We start from the raw sequence: 19,442 nt of genomic DNA on the forward strand, positions 1-19,442 counted from the left end.
GTGTCTCTTTTTACTATTTGCAAGAGTAGTTTTCTACTTTAGTAACTTATTTACTATTTGAGGAAAATGCTCCATCTCCAATAAATGAATTTTATGAGCAACATCTTCTGCCGAATCCGTAGGTAAAACATTACATTTTGCTTGAAAAATGATAGCACCTTCATCGTAATTTTCATTAACATAGTGAATAGTTATACCAGTTTCAGATTCTTTATTAGCAACAACGGCTTTATGGACATTAATACCATACATACCCTTACCACCATATTTAGGTAATAATGCAGGATGAATATTTATAACTTTATTAGGGAATTGGTTGAGTATAAATTCAGGAAATTTCCAAAGAAAACCAGCTAATACAATTAAATCTGGTTGAGCTGTTTTTAAAATATTTAGAACATCATCAGATTTTGAAAACGCCATTCTATTAAAAGATAATGCGCTAACATTAAGTTGTTTACATCTATCTAAAACTTTGGCATGAGGATTGTTAGTTAGTACCTGAATAACAGACACATTATCGCTGTTGTGAAAAAACTTAATTAAATTTTCAGCATTAGAGCCACTTCCGGACGCAAAAATTACAACACGTTTCATTTACAGGTATTTTTCATCTATTATTCGAACAAAAAAAAGAATAATAATTAACAATTAGTAGCAAAAAGCAAATACTTTATCTTTATTTTTACTAAATTAAAAACACATTTTAACGGTAAAGATGAATATTCAAATAAAGTTTTTTATTTTTGCCATCTAATTAAAACTTAAAATTAAAAAATTATGTCAGACATTGCATCACGAGTAAAAGCGATTATCGTAGATAAATTAGGTGTTGATGAAAACGAAGTTGTAACTGAAGCGAGCTTCACAAACGATTTAGGAGCGGATTCATTAGATACTGTAGAATTAATAATGGAATTTGAAAAAGAATTTGATATTCAAATACCAGATGATCAAGCTGAGAACATTGCAACAGTTGGTCAAGCCATTTCTTATATAGAAGAAGCAAAATAATAACTCTTTTTTATGGAATTAAAGCGAGTCGTAGTAACGGGTTTAGGTGCACTTACACCAATAGGAAATACCATAGATGAATATTGGGATGCCCTTATTAGTGGTAAAAGTGGTGCTGCACCTGTAACACATTTTGATGCTGAAAAGTTCAAGACACAGTTCGCTTGTGAAATAAAAAACTTTGAGGTTACTGACTTTATTGATAGGAAGTTATCACGTCAAATGGATAAGTTTTCTCAGTATGCAATGGTGGCTTCAGATGAAGCGATTGTAGACTCAAAACTAGATCTAGAGGCGATAAATAAACTAAGAGTTGGTGTAATTTGGGGAGCAGGAATTGGTGGTTTAGAAACATTTCAAGAAGAAGTGTTAAATTATGCTGCTGGTGACGGAACACCTAGATTTAGCCCAAGATTCATTCCAAAAATGATTGCTGATATAGCACCTGGAAACATATCTATAAAATATGGTTTTATGGGTCCTAATTATACCACAGTATCTGCATGTGCATCTTCTGCAAATTCAATGATCGATGCTTTAAACACTATTCGTTTAGGGACTTGTGATGTGATTATTACAGGAGGAAGTGAAGCTGCAGTTACCATAGCTGGTATGGGAGGATTTAATGCTATGCACGCTATGAGTACTCGTAACGAAAGTCCTGAAACAGCTTCTAGACCTTTTGATGCTACCAGAGATGGTTTTGTGTTGGGAGAAGGAGCAGGAGCAATAGTTTTAGAAGAGTATGAGCACGCAAAAGCAAGAGGAGCTAAAATCTACGCAGAAGTTGTAGGTGGAGGTTTATCTTCTGATGCTTATCATATGACGGCACCACATCCAGATGGAATTGGCGTTGTTGCGGTAATGAAAAATTGTTTAGAAAATGCTGGTTTAAATCCGGAAGATGTAGATCATATTAATACACACGGTACCTCTACACCTTTAGGTGATGTTGCCGAGTTAAAAGCTATATCGGAAGTATTTGGCAGTCATGCTAAAAACATAAATATTAATTCTACAAAATCTATGACAGGTCACTTGTTGGGAGCTGCAGGAGCTATTGAAGCAATTGCTTCTATACTAGCTATGGAGCATGGTATTGTACCACCAACAATTAACCATGAAACGGTTGACGAAAATATAGATCCAGAATTAAATTTAACACTTAATAAAGCTCAGAAACGAGATATTAAAGTCGCAATGAGTAATACATTTGGATTTGGCGGTCACAACGCTTGTGTAGTATTCAAAAAATTAGATTAAATCCCGAATGAGCTTCATTCGTAACATATTAAATTCCCGTTCTCAAGAAGACGGGAATTTTTTTTTACAACTCAAGGAAATCTTAGGGTTTAAACCAAGAACTAAGTCATTCTATATAAAGGCATTTACCCATCGTTCTATGAATTTAAAAGACGATTTGGGTAATGCTGTTAATTATGAGCGATTAGAGTTTGTTGGTGACGCTATGTTAAGTTCTGTAATTGCAGCATATTTGTTTGAAGAGGTACCACATGGAGATGAAGGTTATCTTACAAAGATGCGATCTAAAATTGTAAGTAGAGAGCATTTAAACAAATTAGGAGAAGAGTTAGGTTTAATTGATTTAGTACAAAGTAGAATACCAACATCTAACTTTGGTGATAACATACATGGTAACCTTTTTGAAGCATTAGTTGGCGCTATATACTTAGATAAAGGCTACAATACATGCGAAAAATTTATTTTTAAGCGAGTAATAAATCCACATGTAGATATAGAAACACTTGAAGGTAGAGTAATAAGCTATAAAAGCTTACTTATTGAGTGGTGTCAGAAAGAAAAAAACACTTTTGATTATCAGGTCTATGAAGATACAGGAAATGATGAACTAAAGCATTTTTCTGTAAAACTTACCATAAACGACAAAGTTGTATCTAAAGCCAGAGCAACATCAAAGAAAAAAGCAGAAGAAAAAGCTTCTAAACGAGCATTCTTTGCATTTCAAAACGAAATAACAAAGCTTCATTAGGTTGAAACTTAAATTTTAGAATTAATTCTACGATAACGTTTTCGTAAATTTTATGGGTTAAGATTAAAGGTTTCTTAATAAAACTAAGCGTAGATTATAGTATATTTACCAAATTATACTAGTTAAACAATCAAATTTAATATTTAGGAATTTATTAAGTATCAAATATCAAAGTTATAACAGTATGGCTTTACATAAACTTCAAGTTGATGATTTTTACGATGATTCTTATAAATTAATAGCTATTCATTGTAGATTAGAAGATTATCGATTAGCATATTTGCTCAATAAGCATTTAGGAATTAAGCTTGAACGTAAGGAGAAAGATATCGACTTTAAATATTTAGAGTCATCATATAGTATTTTTGAATGGGATAATGAAACGGAATATGTACTATGGAATTTAATTTCTAATGTATGTAAAAAGGAGGAAGATAGTCTATCTAGTTCAGGTACTTTATTTGATAGCCCTGAAAAAATCTTAAAAACCTTTAATTTAATTTCAGAGTTTAAAAAGGTTGATTTTTTTCTAAAAATTTCGGATGAAATACAAATTGTAAACGAAAAGTTTATATTAAATAAATTGCAAGCTATTCCACAAATTATAACAAGTTATACGGTAAATCCGTTACAAATAAAGTCGAAAGACCATTTAATTTTTTGAATCAATGTTAAATAAAAAAACAAAAATAGTAGCCACATTAGGTCCAGCAACAAGTACAAAGGCAGTATTAAAATCTATGCTAGATGAAGGTTGTAATGTATTTAGAATTAACTTCTCTCATGCAGATTATAAAGACGTTACTGAGCGTATTAATATGATAAGAGAACTTAATGAAGAGTATGGCTATAATGCTTCTATATTAGGTGATTTACAAGGTCCTAAATTGCGAGTTGGCGTAATGAAAGGTGAGGTTGTAGTTAATGAAGGCGATGAAATTATTTTTGCAACTGGAGAACGTTTTGAAGGCACTAAAGAACGTGTTTACATGACTTACGATAATTTTCCACAAGATGCAAAAGCAGGAGAACGTATTTTATTAGATGATGGAAAGTTAATTTTTGAAGTGGTCTCCACAGATAAAAAGAGTGAGGTTAAAGCCAGAGTTATTCAAGGAGGTCCTTTAAAATCTAAAAAAGGTGTAAATCTTCCTAATACAAATATTTCTCAACCTGCATTAACTGAAAAAGATATTGAAGATGCTATTTTTGCTATAGGACAAAAAGTGGATTGGATAGCACTTTCGTTTGTTAGGCATGCAGAAGATTTAATGCAGCTTGAAAACTTAATAAGCGAGCATAGTGAGCATAAAATTCCTATCATTGCTAAGATTGAAAAACCAGAAGCAGTTGAAAATATTGATAAAATTGTAGCCTATTGTGATGGTTTAATGGTAGCTCGTGGTGATTTGGGTGTGGAAATTCCGGCTGAAGAAGTACCTTTAATTCAAAAGCAATTAGTACTTAGAGCAAAGCGTGCTAGAATTCCTGTGATTATTGCAACTCAAATGATGGAGACAATGATTACTAGTTTAACTCCAACTAGAGCAGAGGTAAATGATGTTGCCAATTCAGTAATGGATGGAGCAGATGCGGTAATGTTATCTGGTGAAACGTCTGTAGGTCAATATCCTGTTCAGGTAATTCGCCAAATGTCAAATATTATACGTAGTGTAGAAGATTCACCACTTATTGAAGTGCCACAATCACCACCGCATATTCGTACTAAACGCTATGTAACAAAAGCAATTTGTTATCACGCAGCTAATATGGCAAACGAAATTAATGCTAAGGCTATATCTACATTAACAAATAGTGGTTATACAGCATTCCAGATTTCGGCATGGAGACCATCGGCACACATTTTAGTATTTACATCTAACAAGCGTATTTTAACTCAGTTAAGTTTACTTTGGGGAGTTACTGCATTTTATTATGATAAGTTTGTTAGTACTGATGAAACCATTGAAGATGTAAACGCTATGGCTTGTAAAAAAGGTTATTTAGAAGTTGGTGATATGTTAATTAGTTTAGCAGCAATGCCAATACAAGAAAAAGGTATGGTGAATACTTTACGTGTTTCTGAAATAGAGAGTTGTAGTTTTTAAATAAGCAGTTTCCGTTTATTTAAGAGCATACATATATAGTAAAACAGCAATAAGAAAAAAATATTCTTATTGCTGTTTTCTTTTATAATATACTTGTTATCGCTTAAAGGTATTGAGCTCTTTTTTGAGTAATTTATAGATTCATTAGAAATTGTTTAATCATTATAGTAATTGGTATTAACTACTAAAAATCTATTTTTAGCTGTACGCTTACTGCATTTCTGTCTTCTTTTTTAATTTTTTTTAAATCCGTATTTAAGTTAGATAATGATATACCAAGAAGCCTAACAGAATTGTTTAACTTTTCTTGAAACAATAAATCTTTAGCGGTATCTAGTATAATTGCTTGTTCACTAACAAAATATGGCAATGTTTTACTTCTTGTTTGTAAAGAGAAATCACTGTATTTAATTTTTAATGTAATAGTTTTACCAGAAACCTTATTTTTAAGTAGTCGCTTAGAGACTTCCTTTGCAATAAGTTCTAGTTTGTCAATCATAAAAATTTCTGAAGTAAGGTTTTTACTGAAAGTGCGCTCAGCTGCCAAGGATTTCCGAATACGATTTGGCTTAACCTCACTATGGTGAATGCCTCTTACAACATTAAAGAAATAATCTCCAGATTTCCCAAAATTTTCATTTAAGTATTCTAATGATTTCGATTTTAAATCCTTTCCTGTAAAAATACCCATACGATACATTTTTTCTGCAGTGACTTTACCAACACCATAAAATTTTCTGATATCTAAATCTTCTAAAAATTGAATAACATCTTCTGGGTTTACAGTTTTTTGTCCGTTAGGTTTGTTATAATCACTTGCTACTTTGGCAATGAACTTATTAATAGAAATACCTGCAGAAGCTGTAAGGCCAACTTCATCATAAATGCGTTGTCTTATCTCTTTTGCAAGTAAAGTTGCACTAGGCAAGCCTATTTTGTTTTCGGTAACGTCTAGATAAGCTTCATCTAGAGATAACGGTTCTACTAAGTCTGTATAGTCGTGAAATATATTTCGTATTTGTTTTGATATTTGGGTATAGCGTTCAAAATCGGTTTTAACAAAAATCAATTCTGGACAAAGTTTAATGGCTAACCGACCAGACATCGCACTTTTTACTCCAAATTTTCGAGCTTCATAGCTTGCTGCACTAATGACACCTCTTATTCCGCCTCCTCCTACGGCAATGGCCTTACCTTTTAATTCAGGGTTATCCAATTGGGCCACAGAAGCATAAAACGCGTCCATATCTACATGAATAATCTTTCTTATTGGTAAGGTCTGTAACACACAACAAATTTATAATATCTTTGATTAGATTTATTGGTAAGACTATGAAACTTATATATACATTGCTTTTTTTAGTTCTTTTGTTATTCATTTGGTCTTCAATTTCACCTTTTGAGTACTTTACTTGGTTTTTAGAGGTGCTACCTGCAGTATTAGGAATTTTGGTTTTGGTGTTAACCTTTACTCGCTTTAGATTCACTAACATTGTTTATATTTTAATTTCTATACATTGTGCCATCTTAATAATTGGAGGACATTATACGTATGCTGAAGTTCCATTATTTGATTGGATTCAAGAAACTTTTAATCACACAAGAAACAACTATGATAAAGTAGGACATTTTGCTCAAGGTTTTGTACCTGCTATGATTACAAGAGAATTGTTAATAAGATATGATGTGTTGAACAATACTAATTGGCTTAATTTTATTGTTGTTTGTATTGCAATGGCAATAAGTGTCACTTATGAGTTTATAGAATGGGCAGTTTCATTGGGAACAGGAGAAGGAGGCGATTCATTTTTAGGAACACAAGGTTATATTTGGGATACGCAATCTGATATGTTATTTGCAACAATTGGCGCTATTTGTGCGCTTATCGCTTTGAGTAATGTTCATGATCGGCAAATAAAAGATATAACCTTTTAATGTATTAGATATTAAAATTATGATTGAAATAGAGCGTAAATTTTTGGTAAAATCACACGCGTTTAAAACAGTAGCGTTTCATAAATATAAAATAAAACAAGGTTTTCTAAACAGCCATGAAGAACGTACTGTAAGGGTAAGGTTGAAAAATGATAAAGGTTTTTTAACTGTAAAGGGCAAATCTTCTTCAAATGGATTAACACGTTTTGAATGGGAAAAGGAGATTTCTATTGTCGAAGCAGAGAGTCTTTTGTTATTATGTGAAGAAGGGATTATTGATAAAATTAGATATGAAGTTAAATGTGGAAATCATATTTATGAGGTAGATGAGTTTTTCGGAGAAAATAAAGGATTAGTTATAGCTGAAATTGAATTAAACTCTGAAAATGATACGTTTGATTTACCCATTTGGTTAGATGAAGAGGTTACAGGTGATATTAAATATTACAACTCACAATTAAGTAAACATCCATTTAGTTCTTGGGAAAAATAAAGCCTATTCCACAAAGAATAGGCTTTATTAAAATTTATTTGATTTATCGTTTTATTCTGAAACAGTAGTTGTTTCATTTGAAATTATTAAGAACTCTGATCGTCTATTTTCTGCATGTTGTTCTTTAGTACAACCGTTAGAGCAATCAATTTTTGGTTCAGATTCTCCCATACCTTCTCCTGAGATACGTGCTTCATCAATGCCTTTAGAAATTATATATTGTACCGTAGTTTTTGCTCTACGATTAGATAAATTAGCATTGTAAGATTCTGGACCTCTATTATCTGTATGCGATGTTGCCTTAATTACCATTTCAGGATATTTCTGCATTATTTGAACTAACTTATCTAATTCAAATGCACCTTGTGCAGTAATATTAGATTTATCAAATTCAAAGAATATAGGTGCTAAGACAATTTGCTCAGCTACAATAATCTTTTCGATTGGATCTAGTGAAATTTGAACGTTGTTCTCTTCATCAGTAGTTCCTTTAACAGTAACTTTTTTACTTTCAAAATCTTCCATTATGACCTCTAATTCAGTGTCTTTTTCGCACTCAACTATAAATTCTGCAATACCTTCTTCATTAGTTGTTTTAGAACTAACTTTATTGCCTTCATCATCATATAATGATACAGCTGCTCCACTTATTGGTTCTCTAGTTTTATCATCTAATACAGTAGCTGTTATAAGAACGTCACATAACGGTTGTAGTTTTTTAAAGGTATAGATATCATCACTTCCTTTTCCACCTTCTCTGTTAGAAGACACAAATCCTTCACCCGTTTCTTCATCAATGATAAATGCAAAGTCATCTGCATTACTATTTATAGGGATTCCAACATTTCTTATTGGTGCAACCTTTCCATCAATTTCTTTGGTGTAAAACACATCTAATCCACCTAATCCTAAATGACCGTTAGAAGAAAAATAAAGCGTGTTATTACTACTTATATAAGGAAACATTTCTTGTCCTTCGGTGTTTACTTTTTGGCCCATATTAATCGCTTCACCTAAAGTACCGTCCGCGTTAATTACTGCTTTATAGATGTCGAAATCACCATAACCACCTGGTTTGTTAGATGAAAAATACAATGTTTTACCATCTGGACTAACCGCAGGATTTTTAACAGAATAGTTTTGGCTGTTAACAGATAAACTTTCTACAGTATCCCAGTCATTTCCAAGCTTAGTTGCTTTAAATAAGTACAATTGACTATAACGTGTACTACTTAAAGAGTCTTTTTCATAGGCTTTTTCAAAATAGCTTTCTCTAGAGAAATACATGGTGTTGCCATCTGGAGAAAATGATACTAAACCTTCGTGAAACCTAGTGTTAATTTTATTATTAGCCAATATTGCTTCTTGATAAGAACCATCAGAATTTTTATTAATGGTATAGATATCTAAAAATGGTTGATCATTCCATCCATACGTTTTACGACTATCATTACGACCTGATGTAATATATAATTTATCTCCATTAAGTGTTCCACCAAAATCAGATTGTGTTGAATTGAAATCTGCATTTTGAACGTTAAACTTTTTACCTTGTTCTAAAATCTTAGGAAGGTAATTAGGGTTTTTTAAGTAGGCAGTGGCTCTATCATCAGATGGACGCATAGACGCAAATTTATCCATTTGCACATTAGATTCTTGATATTTACCATTTGCTTTAAGCATTTGAGAATATCTATAAACCATTTCTGGCTGTTCTGAAGTTTCTAATGCCTTAGCATAATAACGTTCGGCATCTACGGTATTAAATATGTTATAATAGCTATCGGCTAATTTTCCATAGACGTAAGCATCTGCTTTACCATCATCAACAAGTTTGCTATAACTTTCTGCTGCTTTAACAAATTCTAGTCGAGAAAAATGTTTATCTGCTTTTTTCGTGTTGTTATTTTGAGCAGTTAAGCAAAAGCTACTCATCAACGTAATCAATAATAATGTTTTAAAGTTTTTCATAATTGTTTAGCTTAACTGATTAAAAGTATCTTGGTGAACGAGAAACTCGTTTAGGGAAATTAAGGTCAAATAATAAGAAGACCTCATGAGATGCAGGTGCATAGGCTTTAATATCAGAAGAGATAAAGTCGTAAGCATACCCAACTCTTAGCGATGGTGTTAATGCAAAATTCATTAATGCAGCAAATGAATCATCTAATCTATAAGAAGCTCCGATTTCAAACTTTTTATAGAATCTAGCATTAACATTTACATCAAAAGATGTTGGTGCATCAAATGCAGATTTAACCATGAATGATGGTTTAAGCTCTGTGTTCTCTGATAAATCAAAGACATAACCACCTGTAAAGAAATAGTGTTGTGTTTCAGACCCTATTTTAAGACCACTATCATCTAAATGTACCGACGATAATAAGTTCGGTACTGATAAAGACACATAATATTTGTCTGTATAATAAAAGAATCCTGCTCCAATATTAGGTGTTGTCTCGTTAATATCTTGATTTAAGAAAGGGTCAGTTGGATCAATAACATCAATACCTGCTAAACCAATATCGTGAAATGTAGCACCAGCTTTTATTCCAAATGCCAAATTATGTTCACCACCTAATTTTAAAGTATAGGAAAGGTCTACATAAGCGTTGGTTTCTTTAACCGGACCAATTTGATCTGCAATAACAGATAGACCGAGACCTAGATTATTACCAACAGGTGCATGACCAAAGAAAGTTCCTGTTTCTGGTCCACCATCAATCTTTGACCATTGATTTCTGTATAATAAGCCAAAAGAAAGATTTTCTTTTGAGCCTGCATAAGCAGGATTTATAATATTCATATTATACATGTACTGCGTGTACTGAGGGTCTTGTTGCCCATGCATTTGAAATGCCAAAAGCAAAACCGCTATAATAGAGAGTTTTTTCATTATAATAAGTTGATTCTGTTAGTTGATTATCTGTTAATATATACCCAAGAACTTTTAGACTTCGCTCCACCTTCATATACAACAGTATAGAAATATGTACCTACTGGCAACTCATCACCATCATTGGTTTGCCCATACCATTCATTGGTATAATTATTTTTGGAGTATACTAATGTTCCGTTTCTATTGAATATCTCAAGTTTAGTAACGTTGAAGCTTGTTAAATCAAAAGTGTCATTTTGACCAGGAGAAACACCTGGTGAAATTCCTTCTGGGAAAACACAAGATTCAAGTTCTACAACAAATGTGGTTATAGTATTAGCACAACCTGTATCATTAAATTCTATTGTTGCCGAGTAATCTCCTTCAACTAAAACAGAATTTAATGTTAAACCATTTCCACTTATTGGGTTACCATTTAATGACCAGCTTACTGTTACGTCGTCTGCTGTAAAGTTAGTTCCGGTAATGCCTATTGTTACAGGTACCGTTGCATTAGGACAAACTGCGTAAACGTAACTTTCATCAAAAGATGCTAACGGAACAATATTTACTTCTAGGTTAAAAGAAGTTGTACTGTAGCAACCTGTAACTGTATCTTCTGCTCTTACATATATAGTTTCTCCTTGACTAGTATAAGGACTTGCAATAGCAGCAGTATCTGCATCTGCATCTGCTTGAGAGTTATGGTATGTAATTTCAATATTAGTATCGGTAGTTACATCAGCATTGATTGATGTTAAGTCAAAATTTGTTTCACCATCTACAGCACCATCCTCATCATCACAAACAATGAAATTAGCTGGTTGATTAATAGATGGTCTTGGATTAACAGTTAATTCTACCTGTGATAATTGGCGACATCCTAAGAAATCGTTAGTAGCAGCATCTGTATCTTCAATTCTAATAATTAATGTTTCGCCAGTAGATGTATATGGTGAACTTACTGCATTAATAGCTTGGTTAGCATCACCTGTATTAGTATAATATGATACTGTAAATCCGTCACCTAAACCTAAATCTGTAGTTAAAGCGTCTAAATCAAATTCTTCTGAACCATTTGCCTCTGGACCATCACATACTGTGATATTTTGAGGAGCTATTGTACCTGGGTCATCGTAGAAATTTATAATTACTTCTTGAGAAAATGCATCTGATCCACATTGGTTATCGAAAGCTTGAACTAGATATTTAGTTGCTCCGCCTATACCAAATCCTGCAGAAGGAACTGTTAATGTACTAGAAGTTTCATTTGGTATAACAAAGCCATCTTCATACCATATAAATTCATCAGCAAAAGGTGAATTTGTTGATAATGTAACAGTTTCATATCCACAAACGGAAACTTCATCTGCTTCAGTAGGATCATTATCTTCAGGAATACCTACCTCGTTACTTGTAATTTGAGCGTCTATTTCTGCTTCAATAGTACCATTGTCACTAGCATCAGCATTAGTTTGCTCAATTGTAATATCACCAGCACCACCATTAAAGTTAGTTACTAATAACATGTAGATTTCACCACTAACAGCATTGTCTATAGAAAGGTTCTCTATTGAAGAGGCTGAATAACTACAGTCAACAATATTACCTAATGGATAGAAACCAGTATCTGGATTGTTAGAGAACGGACAAGAAGGACAATCTTCTAATAGAATATCTGTACATGCTTGTGTAACTGAAGTAAAAGGACCCCATATTACAAAATCGACATCTAGTCCATTACCGTTAGCATCAGTTTGTTCAATCTGAATTTCAATTGGACCCGATTCACCTACTTGGATGATATTCCAAGTTGGGTTAGGAATAGATCCTAAACAAGCCACAGGGCCTGTACTTGGAATTCCAATAACATTTGGAGTTGTTAATGCACCACCAACAGAACAGAAGTTTTCTGCATTATCACAAATAATATTTGTTGGTGCAGGTTTAATACATAAATCAAAAGTTGATGTTTCTGGTTGAGTTCCTCCACTGAATACTCGTACATAATACGTGTTACCAATAACTAATGATGGTGTAATTGCCGCAGCATCATTAGAACAGTATAATTCAGTTAATGAACCACAAGTGCCTTCGTAAAGCGCATGGTCAATATTAGTAGTACCACCAACAATGTTAATAATTGAGATAATTTGAATCTCATCTAGAGCTTCAAAAGAAAACCAAACATCATCATCTGGCGATCCTGTACAACTTCCTTCTGTAACACCAGATGGAGTAGCAGCCAAAATAGTACCAGGAGTTGTAGCGTCACAAGTACTTGTTGCATTAACTACTGCTGCAATAGCATCCACACAATCATCGTTTGCAGGAGGACATGCTAAAACTTCATATGTTTCACTACTAATTACACAATTATTGTCTTGCTCATTGGTTACGAATACTTTTACAGAACTTCCAAAAGGGAATGGACCAGCTTGATAAACACCAGTTGCTGTAGCTTGTACAGTTGAAGTATCTAAAGTGTTAGAAATCTCTAACGAAGTGGCATCACCTAAACTAGTAACATTGACGTCTATATAAAATTGACTGTTATCACAATCTGGAGTAACGGTATAATCTGCTTCAGCTAGTGTACATAGTAATTCTTGTATGTTTACTGTAAAGTCTAAAGTTACACCCCAAGAACCATTGTAACAAGGGTCAGGCGTTGATTGGCCAAAATCAGCAGAACCTATACGCATTCTGTGTTCTCCTAAAGGTGCTGTAATTGGCATTACAAATGAAGCGTCTAATAAATGAGGTGAACTTGCTCCTGAAGATGTTCCTTGATATACAAGTTCAGTATCATCAAAAACTAAATTATCATCAAAATCAATCCAAATGTTCGTTCCATATGTAAAACCATGACCAAATTCTATTTCAACATTGGTATTAATACCTTGGAAAACGTTTACAGAAGGTGTTGTATGATTTTCATAAGTTAAATCACCTAAACTAGTAAAGGTTGTAACTCCTAAGTTTACATAGTTAACACCATCGCCATCGTTACTCGTCGGAATAGATTCACAATAACCTGTGAAGAATTGGAAAGGACCAAAGTAAGAACTTTCATCACCAGGACCACAAATTGCAGACACGTAAAACTCGTAACTAGTATCTGAAGTTAATCCTGTTAATACATAAGGATTAGTTGTTACACCAGCCTCTATAGTTCCTGTACCTAAAGCAAAACCAGCTTCACCATATTGAATATTCCATGATGTTGCCGTACCAGATTCTGTCCAACCTACTTCAGTTGATGTTAAACTTAAATTATTTGCCGTTAAATCTGATGGTTCAGGACAAGTAGGGATTCCTCTTACTCTAAAGTTATCTACAAATACATCATTATCTGCAGTATCATCAACAGTTCCTTCAGAAGCGAAAATTCCAAACTGAACTATCTGCCCAGCATATGCGGTTAAATCTACAACAGGATGCTCACCAGTAGCAGCAATAACCGAATTAGTGTCATAGGTTAATAAGTTTATCCAAGTAGCTCCGTTGTCATTTGTCATTAAAAGTTGAACAGTATCATCTGACCCTAAAGTACCAGCAGTAGTACTACTACCAAAAGTCATAACTCCAAAATCGAATTCTACCTGAAAAGGTCCTCCTGTTAAATCAAATTGAGGAGAGATTAGCCAGTCACTTTTTGATGCTACCCATAAATTAATTTTATATGCGCCGTCAAAACCATCGTTCAAGAAGCCATCTTGAGTCCAACTACTATTTCCTAAATCGGTAGGTCCTGTAGTAGCGTCTCCATTATCTGCAACTTCCCAACAGTCTGCTGGAATATTTGTAAAGTTTTGAATATAATCTGGAATAAATACATCACATAGTGTTTCAAAAGCAAAAGGACCAGCCCAACCACTAAGTTCACTACCACAGTTAGCCTGAACATAATATTCATAACCTGTTATTGCACTTAAACCTGAAGCAGTATAAGGGTTTGAGATATCAGTATCTGTTGGTGTGCCAGTTGCTGCAGTACCTGCAGTTACAATTTCAATATTCCACATTGTTACAGAACCATCTTGAGACCAACTTAACTCAGCACTATTTGAAGTAATAGCACTAGCTGTTAATGTTGTTGGGTTAAAACAAGAAGGAGCTTCATCAAAAGTAACATCGTCTATTGCAATATCGTCATAAAAGTCACCACTTTCAGTTTCTGAAAAAATGAATCTTGCTTGTACATCTCCAGTAATTGTTAAAGTACTTAAGTCTATTACTTTTAATTCCCAGCCTGATGTATTTGTATTATACGTTGCCATGCTATTCCAAGCCGCTCCATCCCAAACTTCAACATCTAGTGTACTATTAGCATTACCTTCATTATCACTAATTTCGTAAAAAGAAAGTGCTGGTGCTATTAAGCCACTAACATCAACTAACGGAGTTGTTAATGTACTAGGACCTTCAGTCCCAGAAGAATCTACCCAAGCAAAATAACCATTTGTTGCAGTAGAACCAGTAATTGTTCCATTATCTCCAATATGGTCAAACCCAGTATCATCAGCAAATTCCCATTCTTCTGCACCAGTATTAGACCAACATAATGGAATATCGCCTGCATTTTCAAAACCTTGAGTGTATGGAGCAATAAATGTTACACATTCTGTATCAATTATTAATGGTCCAGCCCAAGAACTTAGTTCACCAGAACCACAATTAGATTGGTAATAAATATAATAAGTTGAAGCAGGAGTTAAACCTGTTAATGTTGTATTTGGAGTTCCGGTTACAGCAATGGCATTCTCCTCTTCACTATTTCCTGGTGTAAAATCTGCACCACTATTGTATTCGATATTCCAATCGGTAGATGAGCCAATTTCTGTCCAAGATAACATTGCTTCATCAGAAGTAATACCTGAAGCACTTATATCACTAGGCGTAGGACATGCTTGTGTAATACCACCTAAAATTATATTAGGTATAGTATCATCAATATTGTTTGCCGTTGGCGGTGTAGCCGGATCAGGATTAGTACTATCGTTATAGTAAGATATTGTTCTATTAGTAGCTACTTGCGAATTATAGAAGTCATCGGCAAAGTTGTCATAGTCCACAAGGTTTTCTTCTACTGCAATAACTAAATTGTCAGTTCCAGTATAGGCAAAAGGCGTATCTAATGTTATTGTAACCCAACCTTCAGTACCTGCGGTAACAGTGATACCTCCAGTATAGACTTGAGTAAAGGACGCTATAGGCTCCCAATCATCCGTGTCTGCATATTCTGTTCTCGGTAACTCAGCCATGTAAATAACTAATTCCTGACTATTTGGTAATGCAGTAGTACCACTGTAATACCATTGAATATCAGTAATGTTACCCGAAGCATTAATTTCTGAAGCTAAATAGACCGTTTGCGAGTAAGAATATCCATAATATGCCTCGAAGGGAGCATTCTCAGATTCCAGATTACCCGCTCCTATTGTCACTTGTGAATTGACCTGTGATAGCATGGCAAAAAGTGCAAATAATAGTAAAGTACTTTTTTTCATTATTAATCGGTTTGTTAAAATTTGTTTATCTCCCTTTCAATCAGTTGATTATAAGGAATTTTGCTAGTGTTTGATAAAAGTTATGATGTAATTTGCATGTTAATCGTTGGTTAGGCGTTTAAATCTATGCGAAGTCGAATATATAAAAAATGCCTATTAACAAGATGTTAACACTACTATAATAGATTAACTACCGTTATAATCGACAAAAGGTTTGGTCGATTTTTAAGATGTCTTCAAATCAATAAAAACGGGGAAATGATCACTAAATCCTCCCTTGTATTTTTTGCCTGAATAGGTTCTAAATGGTTGACCTTTATATTTCCCTTTGTATTGTGTAAGAAACTTACTGTTAAATACTTGTGCGTCACTAAAAATTAATTTAGAATTGGAAGTATCAAAAAAATTAGTTGAGAATAAAATTTGATCAAACAAGTGCCACTGAAAATTATGGTTTAAACTTCCATTATCACGAGACCAAACTGTTTTAAATGGATTGTAAAGGGCACTTTCATTTTCTAATAAGAGTAAACTAGTACAGTTAGGGTTGTCATTAAAATCGCCCATAACAATAAATTTTGAATGGATATCATTGTTTTTTACTTCCTCTATAATAGAATTTACAACTTTTGCGGCTGCGATCCGTTTAAATTCGGTCTCTTTTACACCCTCTCGTCTAGAAGACCAATGGTTAACAATAATATTAATAGGTTCATTGTTAAGTTCTCCTTTTACCAATAAAATATCTCTAGTGTAATCTTGCTGACCTGGTTCCTTTTCAAAATAAACTGAAAACGTCTCAGAATGTGATACTTTAAAAAGGTCACTTTTATAGAGAAGAGCGACGTCTATTCCTCTTTCGTCTTTAGAATCGTAATGTATAAAACTATAATTTTGTTCTATTAGATTTTTACTATTTACTAAATCTGATAATACTTTTTTATTTTCAACTTCAGCTAAGCCAATTATTGCAGGTGAAGCTTTAGAATTTTCATTGCCTATTTGAGAAATTACAGTGCCTAATTTTAGTAATTTGTTTTGATAACGTTTTGGTGTCCAACGTTTTATTGAAGTTGGTGTGAAGTCGTCATCATAGGTAAAAGGGTTGTTGTTTACATCGAATAAATTTTCGATATTATAAAATGCAATAGTAAAATTTTCAGTATTATTAATCATGGCAATAAATATAGGATTTTAAAATATTATATTGGAATAATCCATTTGCTTAACTTTGTACTTTAATTAATTTATGATAGAGAAAAAAGATATTGCTTTAGAGAAAGCTGTACTTATTGGTGTAATTACTCAAGATCAAGATGAAGAGAAGTCTAAGGAATACTTAGATGAGTTAGAATTTTTGACCTATACAGCAGGAGGTGAGGTGATTAGGCGATTTACGCAAAAAATGACAATGCCTAATCCAAAAACTTTTATAGGTACAGGGAAAATGGAAGATGTCACTAAGTTTGTAAAAGAGAATGATATAGGGACAGTAATTTTTGATGATGAATTATCACCTGCCCAAGAACGAAATATTAGTAAAATACTGAATTGTAAGATTTTAGATAGAACTAATCTTATCTTAGATATTTTTGCACAACGTGCACAAACAAGTTATGCCAGAACGCAGGTAGAATTAGCACAATGTGAATATTTATTGCCCAGATTAAAGGGAATGTGGACGCACCTAGAAAGACAAAAAGGTGGAATTGGAATGCGTGGACCAGGAGAAACAGAAATTGAAACCGATAGACGTATTGTACGTGATAAAATAGCGTTGCTAAAAGCAAAGATTAAAACCATTGACAAACAAATGGCAGTACAACGTGGCAATCGTGGTAAAATGGTGCGTGTTGCTTTAGTAGGTTATACAAATGTTGGTAAATCTACTTTGATGAATGTGATTAGTAAAAGTGATGTTTTCGCTGAGAACAAACTTTTTGCAACGTTAGATACAACTGTAAGAAAAGTAGTTATTGGGAATTTACCTTTTTTAGTTAGCGATACCGTTGGGTTTATAAGAAAATTACCAACACAATTAGTAGAATCTTTTAAAAGTACGCTAGATGAAGTTAGAGAGGCAGATTTGTTACTTCATGTAGTAGATATTTCACACACTAATTTTGAAGAACATATAGAGTCGGTAAACCAAATTTTAGATGATATTGATAGTAAGGATAAGCCAACCATTATGGTGTTTAATAAAATTGATGCCTACCAGGCAGAACCTTTTGATGAAGATGATTTAATTTCAGAACGAACCGAAGCCAATTATTCTATAGAAGAATGGAAACGAACTTGGATGAATAGAGTGGGAGACAATGCCTTATTTATTTCTGCTATCAATAAAGAAAATATGGACGAGTTTAGAAAACGCGTTTATAAAGAAGTTAGAGAAATACATATAACACGCTTTCCTTATAATCATTTCTTGTATCCAGATGTTGAGGATATAGAATAATTAAGATAATTATTGAAACAAAAAAAGAGGTCTTAAACAAGACCTCTTTTTTTTATAAATATTTTGTTGGCTTAAAACTTGTAGCTTAAACCAAATGTATAGTAAGATTGTAAATTGTTATCAGCATCTGATAAATCAACACCTTGAGCATTAGCTGCTTCTTGTTGGTTGCTTCTTAAACCAAAATCAAAACCAACACCAATCATTTTCCATAGTGTATAACCAAAAGAGTTTGTCCATGTCCAGTTAGATAATTCGCTAGACTTGTAACTTTGGAATGTAGAAAAGTTAGTTTTAAAGTTAATTGCACCAATTTGTCTTGTATAATCTGCAACTATTTTTGCACCCATAGAAGAATCAAAAACAGAATCGTTATCAGCAAATACAAAGTTGTAGTTTAATGGGTGAATTACTACTATTAAATTTTCAATAGGAGTCCAAGTTGCACCAACACCAACATCTAAATAACCAGGATCATTAAAGTTGTCTAAAAGTGTAGTTCTGTATTCCATTAAACCAGAGACAGCCCAAGTTTTACTTAAATTTCTACCATAAAGTGAAGAGATGTTAAATACGTCAGTACCGTTTTTAAAGCTATCATCATCATCTGGATCATTTTTGTCATCAAACTTAATCCAGTTTAAGTTTGTTAATAAAGAGTTTCTCCAAAAATATTTGTCTTCAATTTTGTTAGCAAATGCATTTAAAGTAATACCAAAGCTTCCAGAAGAAAGATCAGGAGTTCCTTGGCCATACCAATCATTAAATTTAGATAAGTTACCACCTATTGTTCCAAAAGCACCTGTTCTCCAACCTGGTAGAGCATTTATTTGTGCTTGTAACGCATTAGCTTCTCCTTGAAATTTGTCAGCTTCTGCTTGTTTTTCGGCTTTTTGAGCTTCTAATTCTTCTTTAGTTTGCGCAAAACTTAAAGTTACTATCAATAGGAGGAATACTGATAGAAGTAATTTTTTGTTCATAATGGATTAATTTTTAATAAATTAAATTGTTATTAATTTGCAAATATAA

Annotated in this window: 15 protein-coding genes; 8 read left to right on the forward strand and 7 right to left on the reverse strand. The window is 33.2% G+C overall.

Translation table 11 applies throughout. The features are described 5' to 3' along the window. Positions 1–33: 33 nt before the first annotated feature. Positions 34–597 carry a phosphoribosylglycinamide formyltransferase gene (gene purN / locus HNV10_RS03530; RefSeq protein WP_173299932.1) on the reverse strand — a complete coding sequence of 188 codons (564 nt, stop codon included), beginning with the start codon at positions 595–597 and terminating at the stop codon, positions 34–36. Between the two features lie 183 nt (positions 598–780). Here purN and HNV10_RS03535 point away from each other — a divergent pair, with 183 nt between their 5' ends. From HNV10_RS03535 to pyk, 5 genes are all read left to right on the forward strand, one after another. Further along, the gene (locus tag HNV10_RS03535; RefSeq protein ID WP_008269813.1) at positions 781–1,014 is read left to right on the forward strand and encodes an acyl carrier protein; all 234 of its coding nucleotides are present in this window, start codon (positions 781–783) and stop codon (positions 1,012–1,014) included. Between the two features lie 12 nt (positions 1,015–1,026). Continuing rightward, the gene (gene fabF, locus HNV10_RS03540; protein ID WP_173299933.1) at positions 1,027–2,277 is read left to right on the forward strand and encodes a beta-ketoacyl-ACP synthase II; all 1,251 of its coding nucleotides are present in this window, start codon (positions 1,027–1,029) and stop codon (positions 2,275–2,277) included. 7 nt (positions 2,278–2,284) lie between these two features. Beyond that, on the forward strand, positions 2,285–3,025 hold the full coding sequence (gene rnc / locus HNV10_RS03545) for a ribonuclease III (RefSeq protein ID WP_173299934.1): 741 nt from the start codon (positions 2,285–2,287) through the stop codon (positions 3,023–3,025). Between the two features lie 184 nt (positions 3,026–3,209). Further along, on the forward strand, positions 3,210–3,689 hold the full coding sequence (locus HNV10_RS03550) for an IPExxxVDY family protein (RefSeq protein ID WP_173299935.1): 480 nt from the start codon (positions 3,210–3,212) through the stop codon (positions 3,687–3,689). A 4-nt stretch (positions 3,690–3,693) separates the two neighbouring features. Continuing rightward, on the forward strand, positions 3,694–5,133 hold the full coding sequence (pyk, locus tag HNV10_RS03555) for a pyruvate kinase (protein ID WP_173299936.1): 1,440 nt from the start codon (positions 3,694–3,696) through the stop codon (positions 5,131–5,133). A 184-nt stretch (positions 5,134–5,317) separates the two neighbouring features. Here the strand turns inward: pyk and dinB are convergent, their stop codons facing one another. Next, positions 5,318–6,421 (reverse strand): DNA polymerase IV, encoded by a 1,104-nt coding sequence (gene dinB, locus HNV10_RS03560; protein WP_173299937.1) that lies wholly within the window; start codon positions 6,419–6,421, stop codon positions 5,318–5,320. 44 nt (positions 6,422–6,465) lie between these two features. Between dinB and HNV10_RS03565 the strand changes: the two genes are divergently transcribed. Continuing rightward, positions 6,466–7,068 (forward strand): DUF2238 domain-containing protein, encoded by a 603-nt coding sequence (locus tag HNV10_RS03565; RefSeq protein ID WP_173299938.1) that lies wholly within the window; start codon positions 6,466–6,468, stop codon positions 7,066–7,068. 19 nt (positions 7,069–7,087) lie between these two features. Next, entirely contained in the window at positions 7,088–7,561 is a 474-nt protein-coding gene (locus tag HNV10_RS03570; protein WP_173299939.1) for a CYTH domain-containing protein, read from the forward strand. Positions 7,562–7,612: 51 nt separating this feature from the next. On the opposite strand, the gene HNV10_RS03575 is transcribed toward HNV10_RS03570, so the two are convergent. From HNV10_RS03575 to HNV10_RS03590, 4 genes are all read right to left on the reverse strand, one after another. Then, positions 7,613–9,532 (reverse strand): OmpA family protein, encoded by a 1,920-nt coding sequence (locus tag HNV10_RS03575; RefSeq protein WP_173299940.1) that lies wholly within the window; start codon positions 9,530–9,532, stop codon positions 7,613–7,615. A 19-nt stretch (positions 9,533–9,551) separates the two neighbouring features. Beyond that, complete coding sequence (locus tag HNV10_RS03580; RefSeq protein ID WP_173299941.1) at positions 9,552–10,457, reverse strand: PorP/SprF family type IX secretion system membrane protein; 906 nt, start codon at positions 10,455–10,457, stop codon at positions 9,552–9,554. Between the two features lie 26 nt (positions 10,458–10,483). Further along, positions 10,484–15,952 (reverse strand): fibronectin type III domain-containing protein, encoded by a 5,469-nt coding sequence (locus HNV10_RS03585; protein WP_173299942.1) that lies wholly within the window; start codon positions 15,950–15,952, stop codon positions 10,484–10,486. A 225-nt stretch (positions 15,953–16,177) separates the two neighbouring features. Continuing rightward, complete coding sequence (locus HNV10_RS03590; protein ID WP_173299943.1) at positions 16,178–17,128, reverse strand: endonuclease/exonuclease/phosphatase family protein; 951 nt, start codon at positions 17,126–17,128, stop codon at positions 16,178–16,180. 73 nt (positions 17,129–17,201) lie between these two features. Between HNV10_RS03590 and hflX the strand changes: the two genes are divergently transcribed. After that, positions 17,202–18,413: a GTPase HflX gene (gene hflX / locus HNV10_RS03595; RefSeq protein WP_173299945.1), complete on the forward strand. Its 1,212-nt coding sequence runs from the start codon at positions 17,202–17,204 to the stop codon at positions 18,411–18,413. Positions 18,414–18,484: 71 nt separating this feature from the next. Here the strand turns inward: hflX and HNV10_RS03600 are convergent, their stop codons facing one another. Continuing rightward, a complete protein-coding gene (locus HNV10_RS03600; RefSeq protein WP_173299947.1) occupies positions 18,485–19,393 on the reverse strand; it encodes a DUF3078 domain-containing protein in 909 nt (302 codons plus the stop codon). Positions 19,394–19,442 lie beyond the last annotated feature (49 nt).

The sequence above is a fragment of the Winogradskyella litoriviva genome, assembly GCF_013249065.1.
GTDB classification, from domain to species: Bacteria; Bacteroidota; Bacteroidia; order Flavobacteriales; family Flavobacteriaceae; genus Winogradskyella; species Winogradskyella litoriviva.